General features: G+C 41.9%; 27 protein-coding genes and 1 pseudogene. 25 read left to right on the top strand and 3 right to left on the bottom strand.

The genetic code is table 11. The features are described from left to right. From ssb to AB1L17_RS29990, 7 genes are all read left to right on the top strand, one after another. Positions 1–504 (top strand): single-stranded DNA-binding protein (gene ssb, locus AB1L17_RS30020; RefSeq protein WP_412848551.1); only part of this gene is annotated, 504 nt, incomplete at its 5' end. Positions 505–773: 269 nt separating this feature from the next. Further along, a complete protein-coding gene (locus AB1L17_RS30015) occupies positions 774–1,886 on the top strand; it encodes a PD-(D/E)XK nuclease family protein (RefSeq protein WP_412848577.1) in 1,113 nt (370 codons plus the stop codon). A 156-nt stretch (positions 1,887–2,042) separates the two neighbouring features. Continuing rightward, positions 2,043–3,074, top strand: coding sequence for a hypothetical protein (locus AB1L17_RS30010; RefSeq protein ID WP_412848552.1), 1,032 nt, complete (start codon positions 2,043–2,045; stop codon positions 3,072–3,074). A gap of 761 nt (positions 3,075–3,835) precedes the next feature. Continuing rightward, positions 3,836–4,660 (top strand): hypothetical protein, encoded by an 825-nt coding sequence (locus AB1L17_RS30005; RefSeq protein WP_412848553.1) that lies wholly within the window; start codon positions 3,836–3,838, stop codon positions 4,658–4,660. Positions 4,661–4,677: 17 nt separating this feature from the next. Then, positions 4,678–6,561 (top strand): RiPP maturation radical SAM C-methyltransferase, encoded by a 1,884-nt coding sequence (locus AB1L17_RS30000; protein WP_412848554.1) that lies wholly within the window; start codon positions 4,678–4,680, stop codon positions 6,559–6,561. A gap of 298 nt (positions 6,562–6,859) precedes the next feature. Further along, positions 6,860–7,057: an alpha/beta-type small acid-soluble spore protein gene (locus AB1L17_RS29995; protein ID WP_412848555.1), complete on the top strand. Its 198-nt coding sequence runs from the start codon at positions 6,860–6,862 to the stop codon at positions 7,055–7,057. A gap of 544 nt (positions 7,058–7,601) precedes the next feature. Continuing rightward, positions 7,602–8,390, top strand: a complete 789-nt coding sequence (locus AB1L17_RS29990; RefSeq protein ID WP_412848556.1) for a hypothetical protein — start codon at positions 7,602–7,604, stop codon at positions 8,388–8,390. Positions 8,391–9,014: 624 nt separating this feature from the next. Here the strand turns inward: AB1L17_RS29990 and AB1L17_RS29985 are convergent. From AB1L17_RS29985 to AB1L17_RS29975, 3 genes and pseudogenes are all read right to left on the bottom strand, one after another. Then, on the bottom strand, positions 9,015–9,290 hold the full coding sequence (locus AB1L17_RS29985) for a hypothetical protein (RefSeq protein WP_412848557.1): 276 nt from the start codon (positions 9,288–9,290) through the stop codon (positions 9,015–9,017). A gap of 898 nt (positions 9,291–10,188) precedes the next feature. Continuing rightward, positions 10,189–10,602 (bottom strand): annotated as a pseudogene (locus AB1L17_RS29980) (DUF4280 domain-containing protein); the annotation flags it as partial. A gap of 498 nt (positions 10,603–11,100) precedes the next feature. Beyond that, positions 11,101–12,135: a hypothetical protein gene (locus AB1L17_RS29975; RefSeq protein ID WP_412848558.1), complete on the bottom strand. Its 1,035-nt coding sequence runs from the start codon at positions 12,133–12,135 to the stop codon at positions 11,101–11,103. A 308-nt stretch (positions 12,136–12,443) separates the two neighbouring features. Between AB1L17_RS29975 and AB1L17_RS29970 the strand changes: the two genes are divergently transcribed. The 18 genes from AB1L17_RS29970 to AB1L17_RS29885 all read left to right on the top strand — a co-directional run bounded on the left by AB1L17_RS29970 (position 12,444) and on the right by AB1L17_RS29885 (position 24,057). Next, entirely contained in the window at positions 12,444–12,656 is a 213-nt protein-coding gene (locus AB1L17_RS29970) for a hypothetical protein (protein WP_412848559.1), read from the top strand. A gap of 224 nt (positions 12,657–12,880) precedes the next feature. Beyond that, positions 12,881–13,153, top strand: a complete 273-nt coding sequence (locus tag AB1L17_RS29965) for a hypothetical protein (protein WP_412848560.1) — start codon at positions 12,881–12,883, stop codon at positions 13,151–13,153. 246 nt (positions 13,154–13,399) lie between these two features. Continuing rightward, the gene (locus AB1L17_RS29960) at positions 13,400–13,747 is read left to right on the top strand and encodes a hypothetical protein (RefSeq protein WP_412848561.1); all 348 of its coding nucleotides are present in this window, start codon (positions 13,400–13,402) and stop codon (positions 13,745–13,747) included. Between the two features lie 28 nt (positions 13,748–13,775). Then, the gene (locus AB1L17_RS29955; RefSeq protein ID WP_412848562.1) at positions 13,776–14,108 is read left to right on the top strand and encodes a hypothetical protein; all 333 of its coding nucleotides are present in this window, start codon (positions 13,776–13,778) and stop codon (positions 14,106–14,108) included. A gap of 126 nt (positions 14,109–14,234) precedes the next feature. Continuing rightward, positions 14,235–15,251: a GAF domain-containing protein gene (locus tag AB1L17_RS29950; RefSeq protein ID WP_412848563.1), complete on the top strand. Its 1,017-nt coding sequence runs from the start codon at positions 14,235–14,237 to the stop codon at positions 15,249–15,251. 1 nt (position 15,252) lies between these two features. Next, entirely contained in the window at positions 15,253–15,432 is a 180-nt protein-coding gene (locus tag AB1L17_RS29945) for a hypothetical protein (protein ID WP_412848564.1), read from the top strand. Positions 15,433–15,846: 414 nt separating this feature from the next. Beyond that, the gene (locus AB1L17_RS29940; RefSeq protein WP_412848565.1) at positions 15,847–16,107 is read left to right on the top strand and encodes an LPD28 domain-containing protein; all 261 of its coding nucleotides are present in this window, start codon (positions 15,847–15,849) and stop codon (positions 16,105–16,107) included. A 261-nt stretch (positions 16,108–16,368) separates the two neighbouring features. Beyond that, positions 16,369–16,659 (top strand): hypothetical protein, encoded by a 291-nt coding sequence (locus AB1L17_RS29935; protein WP_412848566.1) that lies wholly within the window; start codon positions 16,369–16,371, stop codon positions 16,657–16,659. Positions 16,660–16,739: 80 nt separating this feature from the next. Next, on the top strand, positions 16,740–17,054 hold the full coding sequence (locus tag AB1L17_RS29930) for a hypothetical protein (RefSeq protein WP_412848567.1): 315 nt from the start codon (positions 16,740–16,742) through the stop codon (positions 17,052–17,054). Between the two features lie 23 nt (positions 17,055–17,077). Next, positions 17,078–17,278, top strand: coding sequence for a hypothetical protein (locus tag AB1L17_RS29925; protein WP_412848568.1), 201 nt, complete (start codon positions 17,078–17,080; stop codon positions 17,276–17,278). Between the two features lie 106 nt (positions 17,279–17,384). After that, entirely contained in the window at positions 17,385–17,849 is a 465-nt protein-coding gene (locus tag AB1L17_RS29920) for a hypothetical protein (RefSeq protein WP_412848569.1), read from the top strand. A gap of 102 nt (positions 17,850–17,951) precedes the next feature. Next, the gene (locus AB1L17_RS29915) at positions 17,952–18,974 is read left to right on the top strand and encodes a hypothetical protein (RefSeq protein WP_412848570.1); all 1,023 of its coding nucleotides are present in this window, start codon (positions 17,952–17,954) and stop codon (positions 18,972–18,974) included. Positions 18,975–19,612: 638 nt separating this feature from the next. Next, positions 19,613–19,951: a hypothetical protein gene (locus AB1L17_RS29910; RefSeq protein WP_412848571.1), complete on the top strand. Its 339-nt coding sequence runs from the start codon at positions 19,613–19,615 to the stop codon at positions 19,949–19,951. 15 nt (positions 19,952–19,966) lie between these two features. Further along, complete coding sequence (locus AB1L17_RS29905; protein ID WP_412848572.1) at positions 19,967–20,539, top strand: hypothetical protein; 573 nt, start codon at positions 19,967–19,969, stop codon at positions 20,537–20,539. Next, positions 20,523–21,773, top strand: a complete 1,251-nt coding sequence (locus AB1L17_RS29900) for a hypothetical protein (protein ID WP_412848573.1) — start codon at positions 20,523–20,525, stop codon at positions 21,771–21,773. Before AB1L17_RS29905 ends, AB1L17_RS29900 begins: the two co-directional genes overlap by 17 nt. 55 nt (positions 21,774–21,828) lie before the next feature. Next, on the top strand, positions 21,829–22,533 hold the full coding sequence (locus tag AB1L17_RS29895) for a hypothetical protein (RefSeq protein WP_412848574.1): 705 nt from the start codon (positions 21,829–21,831) through the stop codon (positions 22,531–22,533). A gap of 2 nt (positions 22,534–22,535) precedes the next feature. Next, entirely contained in the window at positions 22,536–23,201 is a 666-nt protein-coding gene (locus tag AB1L17_RS29890) for a Mov34/MPN/PAD-1 family protein (protein ID WP_412848575.1), read from the top strand. A 64-nt stretch (positions 23,202–23,265) separates the two neighbouring features. Further along, the gene (locus tag AB1L17_RS29885; RefSeq protein WP_412848576.1) at positions 23,266–24,057 is read left to right on the top strand and encodes a ThiF family adenylyltransferase; all 792 of its coding nucleotides are present in this window, start codon (positions 23,266–23,268) and stop codon (positions 24,055–24,057) included. The last annotated feature ends 29 nt before the right edge of the window (positions 24,058–24,086 follow it).

The raw sequence follows: 24,086 nt of genomic DNA, 5'->3' as shown, positions 1-24,086 counted from the left end.
AACTTGCACGTACGGTTTGGGACAGGGGAAAAGACGGAGGCGCACATGCCAAAGTTTTACCTATTGTCATCAAATGGAGTTGCTGTTTGTAAAATCACTGTGGCAATCGACAGGGAACTTCCTGGGCCTCAAGGTCAGAAAGAAACCGATTATTTAGACGTTATCTTTTGGAGACAAACGGCTGAGTTGGTTGCTAATTACTTTAAAAAAGGGAGAGCAATCCAAGTACAGGGTCGTTTACAATCCCGCTCCTATGATAATAAAGAGGGGAGAAGAGTGAAAATTTGGGAGATCATTGGTGATAAGTTCTTCTTTGTTGATTCCAATCCTATTGTCCGTGCAGACAAGACCGGCAGAAATGATAATCACAATCTTACCGGTACTTCTGTTAATCGAGGCGAACATGTAGGAAGTAAAAGTAACGATCCTTTTGCAGCTGGAAATGACCCGTTTATCGGTGAGGGTATTTTAATTAACATAAGCGATGATGACCTCCCTTTTTAGAAGAGAGCACATCGTTTGGAGTAATATGAAAGGCTTCCTTTCCATTTTTGGAGGAAGCCTTTTTGTATCACAACATTAGATCATTTTGGAGGGAAGGGACTTGAACAAAATTAATGCAGCAGCGATCTTTATTTATAGTGTTTGCACTGTAGTAGCGGGAATCGTTACATACGCATTATTTGGATAAAAAACTGTAATACTCGGAAGAGTGAGGACAGGGCCAACGATTGAATTGGCCCTGTTCCATTTTTTAGGGAGGCTATGTTTTGATGGAAGTCGTGAAGAAAAGAGTGTATAGTCACAGCCAGTTAAATCTAGCTGAAAAATGCGATCGTGCCTATTTCCACAAATACATTGAAGGACGCCCGGAGCCAAGTGGGTTACCGGCACGCGTTGGAAAGATCTTTCATGAAGCTATATCCATTCACATTAACGAAGGATATTCTCCTGAGGACGCCGTTTTTATCGCAATCTATAAACAAAATGGCTTACCAGATGGAGAGCGTGATTACTTTCTCATTAATATGGTTAAGAAAATGTCTCGTAGAATCGCACAATGCCATGGTGAGCACGCAGACATTTTTTCAGAAATGCACCTAAAAATCAATTTGGCGGAAGTTGACCGGGAGATACAGGGATACCTTGATATCGTACTGGATGATCCTGCATCAGATACATTGGCTATTTGGGATTTCAAAACGAGCTGGTACCCCTTTTCTGCTACCGCTACTAAGCAACTTCCGTTATACGGCATGATGTATAAGGAAATGCGCGGCGGGTACGTACCGAGTAACTATAAGGGCATTCTCATCTTTCCCCGTTGTTCAGATGAAGATGATTCTGAAATCGTATTGACCGATGAGATTATGAACGAAGCAAGAGTGTGGGCTGTTGAGCTTATCCGTAAAATTGAGGCGAAGGATCCAACGAACATTGACGACTGGAAGATGACAACGAACCGTTCAAATTGTGAATTCTGCAGCAGAGCGGCTTTGTGTGCAGGCGGATTAATAAATGGTTTGCCTACCAATGGATATCCCAAGGACGATGCTGAAGCAAAGGCAATTGGCGAATACCTCTTGGCACAAGAGTTGGCAATAAAGCGGATGAAGGACGGCCTGAAGGCTTTCGAAAAGCAAAATGGTCCCGTTCAAGTAAGAGGCGGTAGATGGACTCACGTAAGAGGCGAGGCAAACCCAAGCATCGATATGAGCATCATTCGCCAGTATGCGCAGGAGCATGGGATTGACTTGTTAACATTAACCAAATTAGAGGCCAAGGCTATTAAAGATTTGATCGAGGGTGACGCAACAGGAGTTTTACGAACACAAGCTAAGTGGTCAACACCACGTAGCACATTTAAGTTCGTGGAGGAAGCATAGGAATAAGTTTCGGAAAGAGAGTGAAGCCCGGCATAATGTCGGGCTTAATTTTATCAAAGGGGAAAATTTATGAATACGAGAGATGTGTATCGAAGATTTTTCCGAGACATTAAGGAAGGAAAAAAGTACAACACAGTCCTTGGGAGTAGGAACAGTGTGGAAGCAGTAACAGCTGACTATGTCCTTATTCGTACGAGAAAAGGAGTTAACCGAATTGCCCGGCAAAAAATTAAAGAGGCTATTTGCTTCTTTTATCATTGCAGGACAGTAATCCGGAAGCAATTGGAGACCTTCACCAGATTTAATAGCGCTCTTTTTGGATTGCTGCGACTTGCTTTCCACAAGATCACAAAATGGGTGAAAACCCCGAAAGGATACTGGCGCCTAAGTATGACCGATCAAATTCACTTCTTTTCCGGACTTTGCCGGGCTCCGCGGGACATGCTCCTTGCAAAGGAGAACGGAGCGACTCATATCCTTATTAGTTATCATTTCGTACGGACGGATCCTAACGAGTGGTGGTTGTATTACGCGCAAAAATATAAGCTCCAAATTTTGATTGACCCAGGTGAGTATTCCCGCTACAAGGCGGAAATTAGTGGGCAGGATATTTCTCCGATCACTGTATCTGATTATGCTGCTTTCATTCTGAAGCATAAGGAAAAAATTCAGGGGTATTTATCGTTGGATGTGATCAAAAATCCCGAACAAAGCCAAGCAAATTTCCGTGAACTGATAGAAATAGTAGGAGTGGATTTTCCTCCCATCCCAGTTTGGCACGTTCAGTCAGAATGGAAGCACTTAGAGGAAATCATGAAATTGGATCCGCCAGTGGTAGCTATCGGCGGGTCAGCATTTTTATCAGAACAGAAGAGAAATCACATATTCCGGGAATTGTTTGACCGGTTTAAAGGAAACTTTCATGCTCTTGGACTCTCTTCCCGGTTGATGTTTACCTATCCGTGGTTTAGCTCTGATAGCAGTGCCTGGCTGCAGGGACGGAAGAGTCATTCTTTATTAACCACAAGCGGCCAAGTAAAGGCGCCAGATGATTGGACGACGGAGGAGTGCCTCCAATTTAATGTACAGACTCTTGTGCATCAGCTTCAGCAGAATTATGACCGACGATTCCAAACTTCTTTATTGATAAAGCCGATCCAGAAGCTTCATCAACTAACCTTATTTTGAGGAGTGATCTAATTTGGATTTTCAAAATGAAATAATATTAATCCTGTTATTATTTGCGGCAATTCTTTGGTTTCGTCGGAAAGTCAGGAAACTGATTTCTATTGGAATTGGAGTTCTTGGATTACTAAAGACGTTGAGTTGGCTATCAACCATATTTGTTCAGTAATATGATGACATTCGATTTATAGAGAAGGGCAGGAGACATCCTGCTCTTCTTTATCGACTTGCGTTTGGTCAGCCTAATCAGGCGGATTTCTTGAAATCATTGCAGGCACGTGTGAGCAATAGCGGGGTGAATGAGGCTGAATTGGCGAAGAGGTATATGATTGATTTAGTTCCTAAATAGGGACTGTTATATTTTCTACTCTATGAGAAAAGGCCGTACCTGAGAGAGGAGAGCTCTCAGGCAAGGCCTTTTCGTCCGTTCTGCGTTTTACGCCCGAACAACCAACAATCACATTAACCAAAAGGAGATTCAATTTGGAGAGAATTGATCTCCCTACCTTCAATATAATAGAGCCGACTTACCCTCGTCAAATATAGAAAACAAACAAAGGACAGAATTGATGATTCCCAAGATGAAAAGCAAAATGATATCACCGAAACAATTTTGAATCAGCAACGTTTAGAACAGGAGAAGGCGCCTCTTAAAGAGAGCATTAATAGTTTATGGTGTAAAAATATGGTAATCATATATAAGGGTTATCTTGATTTATCGCTTTAACGAAATGTGAAATTTAAAAACATAGGGAGGTACCGTCATGGCGAAGTTAATTCTCTTTGGTAATGGAGACGGTGGAGGGCTGATCATTGGACCCAACGGGGTGCGCCCGATCCCACCGTTCGACCCGGCAATACGTCTGCAGTTGCGTGGGCTCTCGGCCCTACTTAACGGTATGACTCGGATGTCTGGGAAGCCGGCACAAGAGATGGGCAAACTTTTAAATCAAGTTTCAAATCTTCTAGTGGTTGAAATCGAGGAGATTGTGGGACCTCTGGATGGCGAGAATTCAGTTGTCTATCAGGATGAAGATGGTGGCTTCACCTGCGGCAGCACAGGCAAGCCACCGATCCCGTTCGCTTGGCCCCCGCAGAAGATGCCGAGTGTCAACGATCTGATCGCTGCAGGCGTACTCGAACACCAGTTTATCGACTACATCCGGGCTGCTGGTGAGCAGAAAATTTCGGTGCGCGATATTCTGGAGGAACCCGCGGCGATCGCGACTCGGCTTGGCATGGAGTTGTCGGAACGGACAATTGAAGATGTGCAGCGACTTGCTCCGTCTCAACTTGACAAAATCGAGGATCCGGTCGAACGCGAAGTTGTACAGTTCTTTCATCAAGTGGTTCAGGATGGCCGCTTCCTCTCAACATGGGCAACCCGTCCCTACGAGGTCGCCCAGCACCTCAATGCCGAGATCAGTACCAGCGCGATCGAGCGGATTCTCACCGGCGGGGCAAGTGCCCTTACTGGCAACTATCAGATGAGTCCGGTATTGGTGGCCGTAGCAGTGGCTATCGTGATCGTACTGGTTGAAGATCAGCCGACAACTATCACGGACTCTTCCGGCCTGACGAAGTTCTGACCTGGAGGTACTACGATATGTGCTCAGACAAAGTGTTGCCCAACCCCTCCGTCGTCTTAGTTAGCATGCCGTGGACCAGCCTGACCGAGCCAAGTCTTGGACTCGGCATCTTACGAGCAATCCTCGATCAAGAAGGAATTCCGTGCCGCATTCTTCACTTGAACATTTTCCTTCTAGAGCACCTACGCGCGAATAGCTATTACGCCTTGGCCAACGTTTACGCACTTAACGACTTTCTATTCAGCGGCGTGCTCGATCCCAATGTAAGTACCAAGCAGCTGCAGTGGCTGCGCCTGAAAACCGATGCAATGCTGACATACGAGCTGATCGATGAAAAGCAGTACGGTGGACTCGATGGAGTTGTGCATGAGTTGCTACGTCTTCGCCAGGAAGTGATTCCTGAATGGCTCAACCGCTGGGCCGATCAGATCGCAAACTCCAACGCAACACTCATTGGATTAACCTGCTTGTTCGACCAGACTATCGCCTCCCTAGCTCTGGCACATCTAGTAAAGCAGCGAGCTCCCGAAAAGATGATCGCACTTGGCGGCTACGCGGTTCGATCACCGACGTCAGAAGCACTGTTGCGGTCCTTCAGCTGCATTGACGTGGTCTGCGTCGGAGAAGGCGAGCCTGTGATGGGCCCACTCGCACGCGCTTCGGCTGGCCAACTCCCACTAAGTGATGTACCATCTATTATTTATAGGGGGGCGTCAGGTGAACTTCATACAACGGCAATGGCTCCTGCTGTTGATATGAATACCTGTCCAGCCCCGAACTATGATGATTTTTTCGCCGACTTGAGGCAGCTTTCAGATCAGCACAAGGTCGAAATTGAAGTTGGTCGCGTTCCCATCGAAAACTCACGTGGCTGCTGGTGGGGGCAGAAGAAGCATTGTGTCTTCTGCGGAATCCATGACAATGATCTGGTCTATCGAAGTCGTGACGGAGAGAGGGTACTGGAGGTAATGGATACCTTGGCGGAACGCTATGGGTCCCGCTCATTTCAGTTCTCAGACTACATCCTGCCTAACCAGTATTTCAAAACACTGCTCCCAAAATTGGTTGAACGCGGGAGCCCCTATAGCATATTCGCCGAAATCAAAGCAAATCAGAACGTAGAGCGGGTCTCACTGTTGGCGAAAGCTGGGGTCGACGAGGTGCAGCCAGGCATAGAGTCCTTCTCTAGCGATGTGCTTCGGAAAATGGACAAAGGTGTCACCGGTGTCCAGAACGTTCATACCCTCTTGTTAGGGAAACGACATGGCATCCAGGTTCGATGGAATATCCTCTACGGACTACCAAATGACGATCCGGCAGAGATTGCTGCCATGCTCCGAGCCTTGCCACTCCTCTTTCACCTTGACACCCCTGCGACGCGGGTCCAGATTCAGGTCACTCGGTATGCCCCACTGCAAGCCGACCCTGCGAGATTTGGTATCCCAGTGGCCACATATGAGCCCTCGTATGATCTGATCTTTTCTAAGCGATTCCTCGCTGAGAGCGGGTTTGATTTGAATGACTTCTGTTATTACTTTGATATCCCTTTCGAGAACGCTCCTTTGTTGCACCAACTTTACGCTGAGATCGACCGTACAGTCGACGCGTGGAAGTGTGCCCAGAGGCAGCGCAAAGTTTCTCTCTGGTATCAGGAAGTTACTGGGGGGCTAGAAATCTTTGACTCTCGATCAGAGCCACCGGTGATATCCCGTCTCACCACCACCGAATCAACGATATACCACCACATGGCGGAGCCGATCGCCATAGAGACTTTGCGGCAGCGCTGCCACGAAATATCGGTTGATGAATTCGAACACGCATGGAAACGGCTCGAGAAACTTGGGTTGTTCTTCCAAGATGGGGAAAAGGTGATCGGGCTGGCGTTGCCAAAATTGATGTAATCCGATAGGGGCAACTCTCTTGTTTATGAAGTTGCTCATTAAATCGATTCTGGAAGAAAGAGGTTCAAATTGGACAAAGATACCGGTTGGATTAAATGTGCATCGTGAGTGTCACTAATGAAACGTGGAAAAATGATTTTCGGGGTCCAAACCTGATAATGTCGAGCTTTTTTCAAACACCCCGTAAATGACTTACGGGGGTAGAATGACCGGGAAAAAGACCTATATACAACACATTGTAAATATTCCCAGACAGGTTACACATAATATGACCACATGATGAAAGGGTGAGTCATAAATGGCGAATCGAAATTCAAATCAAACACTAGTTTCACAAGCTAACCAAGCTCTGGATCAACTCAAATATGAGATTGCAGCAGAGTTTGGTGTAAATCTCGGCCCTGACACCACTTCTCGTCAAAATGGTAGTGTGGGTGGCGAAATTACCAAGCGTCTGGTAAGCTTCGCTGAACAGCAACTGGCTGGTCGCGGATAATAGCTACTGGATACAACAAAATATTTTGATGGTGGAAGCCCCTGGGAACCCAGGGGATTTTTATTCATCGTAACTTTATCCAAATAATTCTGTTTTATTATAAAGAAATACTTTTGTACCATTTACTGCAATGGTTATATATGCAATTATATACATGTATTAACAATTGGGAATGTTTGGATTTAACGGAATGTTTCTAAGGGTTCGAATATCAAAAATTACATGGGAGTTGATAGCATGAATAATAAGGCTATAGGTGCCATATTTTGCTTAATCGCTTCACTTCTATACTGTACTAGGTATATTGCAGCTGCAATTTTTCATATCGGGTTTAATGAATACTCAGATGGTACTTTTTCTTCAATGTTAGATAGAGTTGGATCTAATTTGCTTACGCTGAGTATACTTTCGCTAATAATTGGGCTAATCTATTTAACTCTTTCTTGGATTAAGAAAGACAAGTAAATTGTCTCTTTTCTATAGATAAGCAGGCGGTAAATTCTATAGAAAAAGATGATTATAAAATTCAAAGGGAGGCTTTAAAATGCTCGTCAAAAAATTCTTTACATCTTTTTTTGTATTTGCTCTCTTGGTAAGTTGTTTTGCTTTTGGAGGAAGTAATCAGGCATTTGCAAAAAATGGTGAGGATACTTCTCAGATGAAAGCCACAAAGGTTAAACATATTTTTTACGATGACAAAGAAAAAGCATACTTTGATGAAAAAGAGGGGGGGTATATTGGAGAGGTATATACGGTAGAAAATGGGGAAATCGTAGATGAATTGACTCCTGATGAATACATCGATTTACTTGCTAAACAAGAGGAAAATGAAAAAAACCTTAAAAAAGATCAAAGTCCGAAAGTTAATACCGATATTCAAGCTTTAGCTGGTTCTAGTTACTGGGTTTATAAAGAAGATAGTAATAGTGATGCTATTTTTTATGGAGGCAGAGCGAGCATTATCCAACAAAACCCAGGACCAGAAAGTGACGAATTCCAGATATCTTACTCATGGACTGAAGGATATGAGATAACTGGAAGCGGAAGTATTGGTACAGAAGCCAAATATGCAATTCAGGCTGGAGTAGGATTTACTTGGGTGAGTTCAGCTACCGTTGCAAGTACTCATACCATGACAATCCCAGCGGGATACGAAGGTTATTGGAGATTTGATCCCCGAAACAATATTTCCTACGGATCTTTATATGTTGTAGACTCTAATTCTGGCTACATGACCTTGATGGATGACAATATAAGAGCATTCTCCCCTGCAAAGATGGGGAGTCAATTAGACGGTAACCTAGTTTCGATCAAACAAAGAATGTCACAATAACAATTACTCTCTCCCTTTAAAGCTGATCACTGATATAAAGACTAAGACTAAGGAATACAAAAAAAGATCTTCGAGGGGTACCGCCAACGAAATGACATAAAACCCACGCTAAGAACTTGAATGCCAATAAAAAACTCGATTTCCTGTACGCTAAGGAAATCGAGTTTTTATTTTGGGGTAAAGGGAGCATCTCCTCCGTTTACCCCAAAGTAGACTTATAACACAATTTTATTTCGCGGCAAGTCTCGTTAAAGAAGGAGTTTACTAGGGGCCTATCGACAGCCCTTTTTAGGTTCCCCATTCAGCGCCATTCTGGGTTACTCCTCCTGAACCTTTTGTCTGAGAATTATCAGGATTAAGTAATTGCGGAGTTAATACGAGCGCAAACAGCACGTTTGCTAGAGGCTTCCAATATTGCAGATTATCCAATATTTGTAATGAGTGGTTACATACACTGGTACTACCCCTACCGGTTTCCTGATAAAAGGGCTTCTCTGCATAAGAGAAGCCCTTGAATTTCCGAAAGGAGCGCCTATATGGATCTGAGCTAGAGGAATTGACCAGAGGCCAGCTCAGGAACTTTTGGTTTGATGCAATGCAGATCGGCTAAGGCCCCGGTACTTATTACTCAGTTAATGGAACTAAAGTTTTACCTATTATGTCTTCAATAGTATGACCCTTACTATCAAACGCTAAATATAGATGATCTTTTGAACGTTTCACATTAGGACCATCAAGAAACATAGGACCTTTAAGAATAAACTTCTTCTCCGTTTGCTCTTTATCAATAAGGATCATTTTAACCAAAGGTCCATCAATAATGCCCGTCAGTTTAGCCTCGACGGTAATAACATTCACTTCCTGTATAAAATCGGCTGTTAATATTTCCAGTTCAAACATTATATTCCCCTCACTTTTCGCTTAAACCTCTTCTATATTCTCTTAGTGCTTTAATCGTTTGTCTCGTCTCATTATTAGGAATTCCATAAGCCTTTCTATACTTAATCAGTTTTTCTTGAGCTTCAATTTCCATCTCCAACCAGTTGTTCCCAGTCGCCCTACCTGTTCGGGCCTGAGTTGAATGAATGAATTCTTCAAATACAGCTGAAGTCGTAGGATTCTCTCTATGCATGATAATCTCAGGCCCAATATTAGATGCTTCTGCCTGATTTTTCTCGAGCCGAGCGGTTACTTCAGGACTTTGTAGAATTACCCCACCTTGTCGCTCGAACTGTTTCTTCATTCGTTCAAATTTTGCTGGATCAATAGGCACTCTTTCTGAACTGTTCCCAGTACGGAAAAGTTCTTTGACTTCATTCTTCCTCTTATTCACATTGTGTGCGGCATCTACCAAGTTGGCTATCTGCTTACTTCGTCCAACCGTCAATACGGATAAGGTAATCCCACCAAGCGCTCCCGCGTCAGCAAACGTTAATTGACCGTCTTGCAGCGTGTTTAAATCTTCCTTTAGGGGGTCTATATAGCCTTCTTTGACAAAGATCTCTAAGCCCTTTGGTAAATCCCTTTTCGCTACATCTAAGCCTCGCGGAAGTTCGTTTGCGGCTTTGTTCAATGCACTGGGAAGTTCGCCTGCCGCCTTTCCTACATTGGCAGGAACATCACCCAGCATAGAAATACCTTTGATCAAGTTTTCCAGCATACTTCGCTTTGATGAAACTGTTCCAACCGATGGCACGAGATTTGGCACACTAATGGGTTGCTCGGATGCCGACGACACTGCTCCTACTGCCGGGACGATATTGGGTGGTACTGAACCACTTGCAATCGTCACGCCGCCCAAATCCTGTCCATCATTTTCAATTTTTATGAGTCCACAGTGGATACACATATTCGTGGACTTGTTCAATAATGCCGGGAATCCGTCGACAAGTGTGTCCGCTTTGCCATCGATCCACGGCATCGTAGTGAGAGGTACGCATGGCATGGGCGTGAGGACACCATTGTTCGCTGCTGTAGCTGACGCAACTGTTGGATTTTTGAGGCTGCTGCACATTCCAAATGGGTTGATATTCGCCGTTGGAACGAAATCCATGATGTTCATTTGCGGCTTGCCTTTTACAAAAAAACCATGGCTAAATGGCATTTTTAATCGACTTGGCCGACTTCCCTGGCTACATGACAAAATGGCGCCTGCTACGACGTAGGTCTTGCGTTCCGCATTCGACTTCTGGATCGTAATATCTTTGGGCATACAGTTTCCTCCTCTCTGTAGTTTCTATACAGATGGAAGATATGCAAATTGATCCCCGGTGACTGATATCCAATCCATACAAAAAAATGAAATAATGCCCATTTTAGGTATCGGTTATGTGAAAGACGCAAGCAATAGGTATAAAGTTGCGAAAATCATTTAAATTGATTTCCTTGGTGTGAAATCAAGGGTTTTAATCATTCCCATCAAAGAAAGGGTGACCAACTCTACCGAAACACTCATGGACCTTTGCGTACTTTCTTACGGGAAGATCTGGGAAGATGATTGCTACATGGTTTTTTAAAATATAGGTACAGTTTCCAAAACCGATATGAAAAGTAATATCGTGTGCAGCAAGGAAGGTTTGTAATTCATCCAATTGCATGACCGGGATCCAGTAGTAAAAGCTTCCCCTCAAAATTATCACCCCAATTTTTATTACTGAGATTGTACATAGTAGTGTTGGGACAAAAAAATCCACTCCATTTAGGAGTGGATTCATACTTTACGTTTATTGAATACAACTACTTTGCCCTTTGATTGTTTGGCAGCTTGACGATTATGTTGAAGCTGTTTTTGTTCAATTGCGCTAATTTTTTGGGAGTAGAATTCGTTCGACTGGTCAGTCCATGCTGGTATTTCTTTGGCCGGATATGGGAATGGCGGCAAGAAGGGAGAATTGTAAATCATCTGATCTGTTATGGGTATTTGATGCATGTAGTTCCAGTAGCGTTGCCGATATTCTCTTTCGCTGTACCAGACATGAAGAATTGTTTCTCCTTGAGGGCAATCCGGAAATACATCTCTCCAAGGTGTTTTTGGGAGGCATCCAGAAAAGAGATTCATCATGTCTAACTCGATATGTTTACCTTGGCCATATTTTAAAAGAGCGGAAATGTATTGGCAGTTCCACCAAGAAACTGCAACCAGAAATGGAAGAGCAAATCTTTCGTAACCAGTAAACCATTGGTCGGCAGGCTTTTGTTGGTATAGAAAGTAGAAGAAAACCGCTATTAGTAAGAAGCCGATGAAAGGGGGAAAAAGGGAGCTGACTCCAATAACCTTTATTAACGGCTGCTTTCTCTCAGGACTCACTTCGCTGTAATCTGCATGTATATAGACTCGAGACCGAAACGTATCTACAATCGTTTGATAAAAACGGTTTTGTGCAATGTCACTTATGATTGGTGAAAGTGCGACAGGGGGTTTGATCAGGTAGTAAAGTAAAATGGGTGGCACATAAGGAGTATTATCCCAGCGGAAGTACTCAGCAATAAAATGTTTTACCCTCATCTGTTCAGCGACTTGATAATATATTTTCTGTGATGCAGTCAGTTTATAGGTTAGGAAAACAATTAAGATCCAATCGCCATATTCAAGGATGAAATGCCATAGGTAACGTAGCATTTCGTAATAGGACGACAGCGCTTGATATTGTGGAGTAGTCCATTGAATAACGAAACAGATTGGATAGGATATAAGTGCTATTGTTACGAGTAACTTAAGCGATTTTTTAATGGAATGATCTTTCATGAAATATCACCTCTTTCCTTTATTTTACTATGGATAACTACTCATCTCAAAAATTGGTGGGGAACTTTTGGACTTGCAGAGAAGTTTACGTACCGTGTATGATATTGCTAATCAATTTAATTTTCCTGATTATTCGGGACACGCGTTCTGAATAAAATTATTGGATGGGCCTTCTTGGGTGTATGTAATTTAAATCACGTTCATTGGAACGGTTGAATGGTATCTGTAGATGTTTCATTGCAGCTACTTCTATTCGACCTTTGCAATAAGCGTGATTTTTTCTTTTTACCAAAGGGAGGCTGTTAATCATGTGCATTAATGCAATCATTGAATTTAAGGGACAGGTTGAATACAAAGGGAACCCAAATTGTGAAGTCATCGTGGTAGATCAGCTAGAGGGGATATCAAACTTTGGCATCTACTCAGAAGAAGGAAGCAAGTTATTCTCATTCGAGATTCCTGATTTCAGACTACTGGATCCATTTACTTTAAAGCCTAGGAAATTGCCCTTCACGCAATAAATGTGATACAATGCCATAAAATAGATTCTTTAACTCTTATTACTACAATTGGGCAAGCGCCTAATTTGAATACACGTAAACGAATGCACTGAATTTAGTGACCAATCAGCTCTTTAAATGAGCAGACATTCCCGTGTCCCAAAGACATGGGTTGATTGGTTATTAAATTGAGTGCTATTTTTTTGCGCTCAACAACCAACATCACTTTTAAAGGAGAGATTAAGATGCATGAAGAAACATCGTTTTTAAGTGCTGAAGCTGTAAAGGAGAAGCTAGTGTATATCTATCGGCTACCAACTGATAAGCTTTCAGACGAGGATTGCATTAAACAAATGCATGAGGTTTTGGAAATGAATTCTCAGTATGTAGAGATAGATGAGCATCTGAAGAGGGCCAAAAGTCTAATTGAAAATTGGCGACACGATTCAGAGCAGTTTTCGGGAGCGGGAGAGGTTCTCGAAACGATCGTTGATATTCTGCTGGCGACAGTAGTCTAAAAGGGACCGACATATAACAGTAGGGTATTTCCTTCCTTGAAATTTAAGGGAAGAAATGTATGTTGGTGTTTTCAAGTGAAAGTACGTGAGTCCAGATGGAAAAGGGCAGGGAATAATGACCCGCTCTTTTGAAACTCCGGGCACAATGATCGAATGGTTTCAAATCAAATATTCGAGACGAAGATTAAGACCAATTCCGTTCAAATGCGGGAATGGTCTTTTTTCTTTTTAAGGAGGCAATTCGAAATGATGCAGCCAATAAATGAATTATATTCAGTTGACACAGCGCCAGTAATGGTCACTATCAACAATGAAGTGATCCTAATGAAGGACTTGTTACTGCTCGCAGAACATGCCTACATTGTGTACAAAAAATGGGAAGGAAATTATTTTAAGGTCTCGTACCTTGAAATTTTGAAACTGACCCCTGGCGAGTTGATGGAGTCTTTACAGCAAATCTTGGATACGGATTTGGCTAGTTTACTTCGGGATATCCGTCGACCATATTTTTTATCGGAAGTGGCTATCAACTATTTGGTGGATGGATTCAATAATCTAAACTTAACGGTTTGCTTAGAAAGCAATCGCGCATAACTAACAATAACTAGGAGAGAGAAAGACAATGAACAAAGTAATGGAGAGTTCACCTATAAAAGTTTGTGATCAACCATTCTTTATAGCAGTATATTGCTATGGAGGCATTATCAGTTCAATTGAAATTGGAACCGATCTTGTAGAATTATGGAGAGAGATGAGAAGGAATTTGTATGCAAACTTCGATGGAGAAGTAGATGATGCGCGGATATTTAACCAGAACAGTGAAGAGGTCTACTATTTTAATGAAGATGAGGAACGCATGGAATTTTATTGTTCAAAGTGCTTACTCATCAATAATTTAGCAAAAGATGATGAACAGCGATGCAGCTGCGGTATGAAATTGACACCGCTTTTTTAGAGGAAGACTTGAAAAATCAAAGCAGGTTCATAGAATCAAGGATTTTCTGGTACTCAATAACACAGAAAAACATGTAAAGAAGGTGACATATCTGTCGCCTTCTTTTCTATAAAAGGGGAATTGCATATGAGTGAGAATAATGTAATAGAGAACACTGATAATAACGATAGGGATAAAGGCATCTCTAAGTGGAGATTATTTCTCTGTTACCTTTTGGCGGCTGCTTTTGGGCTGTTTATTATGTTTGCTGTCGGTGGTCCCGCTGCAGCAGGAATTAATTATGTCATGGGTTATGTGGGTGAGCGCGAATGGAATTGGTTTACTATTTTCCAATGGGTAGGTTTTGGAACACTATTATTCCTTCTCACTCAATATTTCGGCAATACTTGGAGGGCGAAGGAGGATGACATCAAAGCAGGAGTAACTGACTTCGCAAACCCATTCTACGATCCGGATTTTGAACCAGGTTCTTATGCCTTTAAGCGCAAGTACCGACAATTGCTTCGTGAGCATCAAAAGACAAAATTATTATTACAAAGGGTCATACGAAATGGGAAAGCTACACACGAGAATCTATTGGAACTCCAAGAGAGCCTGCAAGTCTTTATTCGCCATCATGATAATGCGAATCGGTTACTAGGCTCAGCTTCCTATTTGCTTATGAATGGCGGCCAAACACAATTTGTGGATACGATGCTTCACTCCGTTCTAAATGAGTGTACTACGATACTACAGAGGGACTATAATGACAAATCAATCGCGCTCTATCAGGTTGATGGGGAGTGCCTCGTAATGCGTAGTTATAGCCGAATCAGTGCAGAGTCCGCTGCTAATAGAAAGTTTAAAAAGGGAGAAGGATTCGCAGGATTTGTTTGGGAATCAAATGAGCCTACGATTGAGTTCTCAATTGATATCGAGAACGATCCCCGCTTCCAAGGTAACCTTAGACCAAAACATGGATTTAAATCAATATTGGGATTACCTATCTCCATAGGAGGAGATGTTTTAGGCGTTTTGTGCTTACAATGTGAGCGGGAGAATGGGTTTACTCAAGAAGATCTGCGAGCAGTCACATTTTACGCGAATTGTTGCTCGCTAATTCTGTTGTATGATAAACTGAGCTTAGAGGGAAGGGGGAGCTAATATGGCGGTAAAAACAACTGGTTGGCCATCGGTTGATAAACTCCTTAAAGAGGGAGAAGCTCTGCAAAGAGAGTTTGTTGAACTTGACCAGCAGTCTGATGAGCACCTGTCCAAATATGCAACGCCCTCACCATTTAAGTCAACTAAGAAATACAAAGTAGTCAAAATGTTGTCTAAATAAATATACGGGGACAGGAATCTTCGGAATCCTGTCCCATTTATTATGAAATTTCATCCAAAAGTGTTTGAAATTCTCATTAATAGTGATATAATTTCATCATTAAACCATTTTTAATTCTATATCCTGTATTGGACAAGCGTCTGATATTATTAATGATAAAATCCGCTTCTACAAGAGCGACCAAACTACAATTTTGTAGTCTTTTTCTCCATGGTATGGAGAGACTGGTTTGGTTTCTGTTGTGGGTAGTGGATTTTTTTATGCCCAAAAACAACCAACAATACATTTTTAAAGGAGAGATTTTAATGAGTAAACGTGAGGTAGCGATCGCACTTAGCAAAATTCAGAGACAACAACAGTTAAGGAAACTTACTGTTGTTGGAGCTATTAAGCTGAAGTAAAGTGGGTGCGAACATGACAGGATGGAGAACTGTTACGTTCAGAGGTAAGGAAGCAAGTGTTTTCGAAGGGCGTATTCAAGTGGAAAACCGGGATCCTGATCTTCACTATTATGATATTCGTCATAGTGAGAACGATTGGGGAAACCCTGTATCCATCGAACCTAGTGTCAGTGTTAATTTTTTCGGTATTTTGATTACCAGTGAGCCAATTAATATGGGACCGAGCAGTTGCCTCAAGTTGACTTTTAATGAGCAGCGGATATTTGCATATTAGGGAGGCAGCATGATAACCAGGTTACCTGATGATTGGAATGAAATGACAGTGGAAAAGAAAACGGAATTCTGGGATTTTCTCCAGGGGGAGCAAGTGGAAGCGGAACATTCTTATAAGCCAGGTGAGAAGCGAGTGTACTGTCACTGTTGCGGCCGGCTTATAAGATATGGTTCCGTTTCTTTTTTTGAAGGGTATCATATTGAATCTTGCTTTTGAGAAATGGCTTACAACTACCATATTAAAGAGTAGGAGTAATTTTTGATGAAAGAGTTCTCTGTAGAAATAAAGGAACATCTTATTGGACTTTATGGCGATATACAATCCCAACCGTGGATGTTTCTTAAACCTCTCGAAGAAATGACGAGAGATGAACTGATTAAGTGGGGTTACGAGTCACATGAAAGAAGTGTAATGACTTGTGGAGGTTACAATGATATGAGTCATCAGGTAAGCAAATTATTACAATGCATGGACTTAATATTAAGTCAAAATGAATTACAAAATTGCATTGAAATTGCTAGAAAAGCTATCGAGGACTACAACGAGAGTTGAGATCAAATGGAGAGTATTATCTCTTTTTGCCTATGAGCCATAACATTACAAAAATGACCTTTTAAAGGGAGAAGAGTAAAATGACGACCTATTTCCATGGATCAATTAGTATATCAGCTAAAGTTACAGAAGAAGTGCGTCACGTTGAAGAGCTGCTGAATAATGAGTTTGAGAAAATGTATAACCAATTGAAGTCGGAGGGCGTCAAGGAGCTGACATTAAGTACGGTGATTGCTGACCTGAAGACGAAGGGTGAGATTGAAGATACTGATATTCATGGTTTTTTAAAGATGCTAAAAAGTAAGTACAAATTTTACCCGTTACCGCTTTGGATTAATAATTGTCAATATGTTCTTATCAATGGGTTACCTTACTCTCATATTGCTGTTGAGTAATTTAACTAAGGAGGAACGAATTGATGATTATAGATTATATCCACGATGATCGGGAAGTACTGAAAATAGCACTTGAAGAAATGAATACAGAATTGACTTTTGGGAGTGCTCATTTGATTGAAGATGGCGCAAAATTGAGAGTTACTATCTCGAAAAAAGTAGATCAAGAGATAATAATTAAAATAGCGAGAAAGCACGCTTTACTTTTTTGCTTTCTAACTTAATTAAGAAGTACTGAGTAACCAGGTGATGGCATACCTGGTTACTTTCACATCGATTAGTCTTTAAAAGTGAAAGAGAAAATACCGGTAAAAGGGAGAAATGATTAAAATGGCAGATAATTTTTATGCAAGTATTTTGATTCCAACTCGTTATATAACTGAAGAAGTTAGGGAAGTGATTAAAGCTGAAATTAGTGAGTGGAACTTGAATAATGCATCGGAAGAGGACGGAGTGACGTACTTTGAAGATCACTTTGCCCGAAATGGGTATTTTAAGGAACTTGAAGAGATGTTAGTACAAACAGGTATACCTTTTGATCGCAGTTCATCGGGTTTTGGTGAGTATATGTCTGAGATCAGATACTATCGTCCGGGTGAAATTGACCAGTCGATTACGGTGACAAATGATGGTGGCTCTTATATTGAAACATATGAATTGAAAAAACTACTTCAAATGACGGCTGATGAGGCATATCTCAAATTGGCTGAACTAATTGCTCTGGCTGATCCTCAAGTGACACCACTTGAAGAAATAGCATCGGAAGATCAGTTGCAGACCGGTACTATTAAGTAGTATTTCGATCGTGTAGATGAAGCCAGGGAAAACTCCCTGGCTATTTATTTTAGGAAGACTGGGTGCAAGTTAAAAATCATTCCCGGTTAATAGGAGGAAACAATGGGAAACCAAAATCACATTATATTTTTTTCAGGCGGCACCTCAAGTTTTTCTGTTGCCGATTGGGTTAAAACTAACTATCCTGGTGATAATATCGTTCTCTATTTCACAGATACTCTTTGGGAAAATTATGATTTATACAGATTCATCGACGAAGCTTCAGACAAGCTGGAACTGCCGATGCTTACGCACAGCGTGGGTCTTAATCCGATAGAGCTAATGTTTGAGAAAAAGCTAGTGTTTAACAGCATGATCGGGGACTGCTCTAAGGTATTAAAAATTCAAGTAGCAGCTGATTTTCTCAAAAGAGGTAAAAAGCCGTCCATTGAGAAGTGGCGAAATAAGCAGTACCTTAAGGCAGAGGATTTCGTAACCGAAGCTATTTTGTACTTTGGCATAGGCTTCGAAGAAATGCATCGACAAGGACCGATATGGAAAAACTGGCAGCCGTTTAAAGTAGAAATGCCTTTAATTGATTATGTAATTGATAACGATGCTGTTCTGAAAAAACATGGTATCCGGAAACCGATTCTATACGAGCTGGGATTCTCGCATAATAACTGCAACGGTTGCTGCGTAAAAGCTGGCCAGGGGCACTACAAGAACCTCAAGCAGAAGATGCCGGACGTATTCCTGAAAATTATGGAGCAAGAACATCACCTGAAGGTATGTGTCTCAGCTTTCAGATATATCACAGATAAAAGGGTTCCGGAGGAGGACAGGATACCTCCACATGTACAGGAAATCATGCTGCAGGAGCTGGACTATGCGTACAGGGACTACTTCTATGGGAGAGCAGAGAAGCCAAAGCTTTATATTCATCCGGCAGCTGGTGCAACTGGGGAATACATGAAGGTCAGACAGTATAGTTTCATGAAGAAAAAGGGTAAACCATATCCCATCAGGGATTTTAACTACGATGATGAGCGAACTCCAAAACAGATAGACCTATACGACATCGGAGGATGCGGCTGTTTTTCTGACCCAGATATGGACAAAGTAGAATGCATTCTAAGTAATTAGACAAATTCATCACATTAAGTAATCTGAAGATGGGGAGAAATGGTTAAAAACGTAAATATATTTTGGTGGCCGTAACATGACAGAGCCTCTTTCTAATTGGAAAGACATCCCCGTAGAGTTCAAAGAAGGGAACACGAAGTGGAATAAGCTTTTTACAAAAATCTTTTACTACGAAGAGGCACCAGGCACAATCGAAACGCTTGAGGGTATAGTCCCCCCAAAGGGCTGGGAGACATATTCTTGCCATAATGAAATCCTTTGAATCAGAACACGGACATATGGAAGCCAGTTGTGCTTATCTTATGAACTTATGGTTTGGTGATTGGAATTCGGAAGGTCCTGAGGACTGATACTTGATAAAGCCCAGAGAAATGCTTTTTTCAGGGCTTTTCTCCTTCTCTTAGAAGTGATAAACTACTTATATATTCCAATTAAGTTACACGTTTTTCTACTTCCTGACAAGCGTCTATGGAAGAATAACAGTCTCTGAATCCACTCTCAAATGAGTGACCAAAACTACAGGAATCTTGTAGTCATTCCCATTTTGGGTCTTTTGGTCATTGATTTGGGCGGTGGTATTTTTTTTGCCCAAAAACAACCAACAATCATTGACCACATTACGAAAGGAGGGACAAAAAATGAAGTTACGATTAAAAATGGAGAATGTGTTTGACCAATTAAGTGCCAATACTATGTCAGATCGATCAGCAGAATTGTTAGAGGGTGCGATGAAGGTAATTCACCTCGCTTTTTACTCCCCTGCTACGCATTTAGGTGAAGTTGACCTTTCGTCCTTTACCTATGATCACGCTGAGCGAGCATTGAATGAAATCCTTTATTATGAACCGGATGATTACGGAGAAGATGATGGGGTTAACCATGATAACGCCATTACATTAATCAACCGGCACGCGCACTTCAGAAACATTTTGAGGACAACCAAGCCTCAAAATTATAAGAAGAAGCGACTCATTTAAAGGGGAGGAGCTCGAATGGCTAAAAGCCTATTTTTATCCTTCGATTCGAAAATGCAGATTGTTAGTACCATTGATAATCTCATCATTGCCAAGCGGCTGTACGATTCCGGATTAAGTTTACCGGGTGATACCTATTTTGTTGGAAATTATTATCATGCTGGGGGAGGGTCCTTGTTTGAAAAAGGAGTCTCTTTTTTATTTGGAAGCACAGACTTTGTCTACGATGAACCACCGGCAGAGGATGCTCCACTTTCAATGGATTATCGATTTGCTTTTGATTTCCAATCACCACTCATACAAAAGTGGCAAGATCTTCTTGCTATTTTTGGTGAAAACGAGGAGATACAAAAGCACCATACTAAATTAGCAGAATCAATTGCAGAGATCTATTGCGACGACTGCGACATGAGTGTAGAGGGAACGTTCATTCCGGGGGGATTAAGAATAATGGTCCTCGGTTTTGACGGATTTTTTCATGAGATCTTCAAGCGTTATCAGGACCTAAAGGTTCAACTTGAAGAAGCGGTTCATGAGTGGAGTAATCGTCAAAATGACCAGGAGGCAAACTGCGATGACGAAGTTGCTTAGTAAACAGGAGACGGTTATTCGTCTAGTAGATGACACCGAAGTAGCAACCGTTGAGTCCTGGGATAACGGGTTAAGAGTAATGGCCAAAAAAGTTAACATCGATGACCTGCTCGTTAACTTACTTGACATGGTTGAAACTGAGGATGTTGTGGAGTTGCTGCACAGACATGAAATGTTTGAAGATGCTCTCCAAAAAGTAATTGAAAATTATAGCGGCACGACACCTGCAGTTGTACTTTCAGCGTTTTTGGAAAGAGTGCAGGTGGAAAAGGACATGCCGTTTATTGCAAGCCTTTTTAAGGCGATTGTTGAGAAGTTTGATATGAGCAAGATCGAGCCGAAGAGTATAGCTAAGCTCCTACAGCTCTTACTGTATCGAATTACCACTTTGGATGAGCCGTCGGCTTCTGACTTTAATAAGCTTTTTTTGGTACTTCTTGAAAATGTGCGGATTACGTCCGCATCTGGAGACTTTGTAAACCAGGTACTTCAAGAGTTGCTAAAACGAGCGAAATTGGAGCAGGACATTGCCATTTTAGAGTCAATGTTTGAGGTTTTGTCTGGAAAAGCACGGCCGCACTGGATCCAAAAAGTGTTGGCTCCGTACATTGGCAGACAAAAAATCGTAAAGACTCCTATTCTTCCGAGAAATACAGTCTTCTATCAGGCACAATTGGATGGAACCCAAATAGTTTGTTTGGAGATTGATCGGCAGAAAATAGACACGATTTATCATAAAGATTCCTATAAATCTGTTGGTCATCCCAAGATGCTTTTCGTCTTTTACGTCAATGGCGAAAAGATATCTACGTGCAAAGTCTACGCTATCAAGGATATTAGGCTGAGCGCGTCAACTGAATTGTATCGTTTTCCATTTTCAAATGTTCATGAAAACTTTTCGACTTGTTGGCCAGATCTATACAAATTTCGTTTGAAGCAACTCAATCAGTTGGAAACACTTCCATTATTGTTCCTGAAGTCACCTTCAAACGATCATTTGTACCGCGGGAAAAATCTCCGTGAACTGTTCTCAACCTTACAAGATAGGGATTTTGATGACAGTTTGCTGGAGAGGACTGGACTCACGTTTGGCGATCATTTTGAGATGAACCAACACGATGAGAAACCCGTGGAAACAGTAGAGCAGCTGGACGAAGAGGATGAGGTGGACGTAGACGATCAGGATTTTGACGAGTTTGATGAGTTTAATGATCCTGAATACGACGAAGAGTAATTTACTTTCAATAAGATCGAGTGATCAATAATTACCAACAAAGGAGAAATGAAGAATGAGTGCATTTGACAAATTGATGGATGACATCTACAAAAATTTTGATGATGATGATCAGGAAGGCACTAAATCATCTGAGAATGACTTTGAGCTGGTTTCTACTGAGGTAATTGAGAACCAGGTCGCGTTGGAAGGTGTGTTTGAGAATGCTGATCCCGCTCCGCCAAAACTGGAGTCGCCAGCACAGGTTAATGAAGCAGCTATTACAGAGCCTACAAACCCGGTACCTGAAGAAGAGGCTGGTCCTTCTCATGAAACATCTGCGGAGATAGTCGTTTCTGTTTCCAAGGACGGTCAGTACAGTCTGTTTGGAGATGATGACTTTACAGCTACCTCCGATCAGGATAATGGTAAAGAGGATGGTTGTGGAGCCACTTCAGCCACGGCTACAACTAATAGTAAAAAGGGCGGTAAAAAAGATTCAAAACCTCCCAATCCATCGACTTCCGCTAAACCCAAAGAAGAGATAAAGGTTACAGCAGACTGGACGCTACATTATTCTGCACAAACCTTTAGAGTCGGTGGTGAAGGCGGCCTATTCCCAGAAATGACAGACACTGATGAAAAAACACTTGAAGAAGTCCGTCAAAAGATGGAAGAAGATTTCTTTGAATTTACGAAGTCAAGAGTGAAATGGGATTACGATAAAGACCTGAAGCGCCTCTATCCTGATGTTTTTGGTACATCAAAAGGGGGGGTGTAATCATGAGTTTGACCAAATTCTTCTGGAAAATAAGCGACTACCTTAAAGTAGCATCTTTCCAATCGAATGGATACATTGCCGGCCGAGACGGTCGATTGTATGAAGTCCGGGAAAATTATTTGGGCAGACTGGTGGTTCCTGCTGAGTTTATCCCGTCACTTGATGAAGTTAAACCAGGATTTAAGTTCAGCTTACCTAAAATCCCGGGGAGACTGCTGATTCAAACACTCGCTTTCTTTCGTTCATATTGTACGGAATGGGAGCAAAACGAGGTCATGACAATTATCTATTGGGATATGTGGAGACAAGAATACATCCTGGATTGCCCTATGCAAGAGGTATCGAAGTTTCATATCAACGCAACGTTCGATGATAAATACATTGGTCGGAACTCGGACAGATATCTGCCGATTATGCACATCCACAGCCATAATACAATGGAGGCCTATTTCTCATCGGTGGACAACCAGAATGAGAAGAGGTACATGCTTTATATGGTTGTTGGCCGCTTGGATGAGCAAGAACCAAGTATATCATTGCGCGTGGGGTGCAATGGATCCTTCATTAATGGCCTTCCAATCGAGAAGTATTTTAATTGCCCCATTTTAGATGATACCGAAACCTCGTATCCCTCTGAATGGGATGATCGCGTAACTATCATGAAGTAAAAGAGTGAGGAAGAAGGGTTTATCCCCGCTTCCTCTTTTTCATTAATTTTAAGGAGAGATATAAATGCCAAGACCATTAGTCATTGTAGAACCAAACAAGCGGCCGTATTGGCAAATAGTCCAGGTTGGGTGCGGCGCAAACGGTAGCCATTTCTTCCGCGGCTTATGTCAACTTCTGCGAACACACACAAATGCTTATGATGGATATGACAGAGTACCCTTTTCTGTAGAATTAACGCTCGTGGATGCCGATGTAGTAGAGAAGAAAAACTTGTCGAATCAGTTGTTTGATTCTGAAGACATTTCTCTTCCAAAAGCTGAAGCCTTGGCCGATCGCTACGGAGAGGTTTACAACCTTAGTGTTAAGCGGGTAGTTGAATTTGTAAAAGACCTCGACATGCTTAAACTTCTCTTTGCAGTGCCGGAGGTAAGTAAGAAGACTGATATTGTTCCAATTCTTGTTGGTATGGTAGATAATAACCGTAGTCGACAACTTTTCGATGAGTACTTCTACTCCGACGAAGTTGAAGATCTAATCTGGATCGATGCAGGCGTTGAAGGTGTAGAAGTTTTGGATAAGCCAAAACACGCTTTAACACCGGAAGATGAGCAGCTAATCGCTAATTCCGGATTTGGGGGACAGGTTGTCTGCGGAGTAAAACGGAGGGGAAAGGTAATTCTCGAGCCAGTTACTAGGGTGTACCCAAATATCTTGGAGGATACACGAACTTCCTTCCCGGGGGAAAGTTGTGGTGATCTTGTGGTAAATAACCCTCAACGTCTCGCTACAAACCGGATGGCAGCCGAACTCGGTGTTTGTCAAGATAGTTGTCGCGAATTGATGAAAATAAGATAACTATGTTTGAGCTTTTTGCTCAGCTTGAA

The organism is Brevibacillus jepli, from assembly GCF_047229145.1.
Classification (GTDB): domain Bacteria; phylum Bacillota; class Bacilli; order Brevibacillales; family Brevibacillaceae; genus Brevibacillus.
The sequence above is the reverse complement of the archived record's forward strand: the minus strand, read 5'-3'. Positions and strand labels throughout refer to the sequence as shown.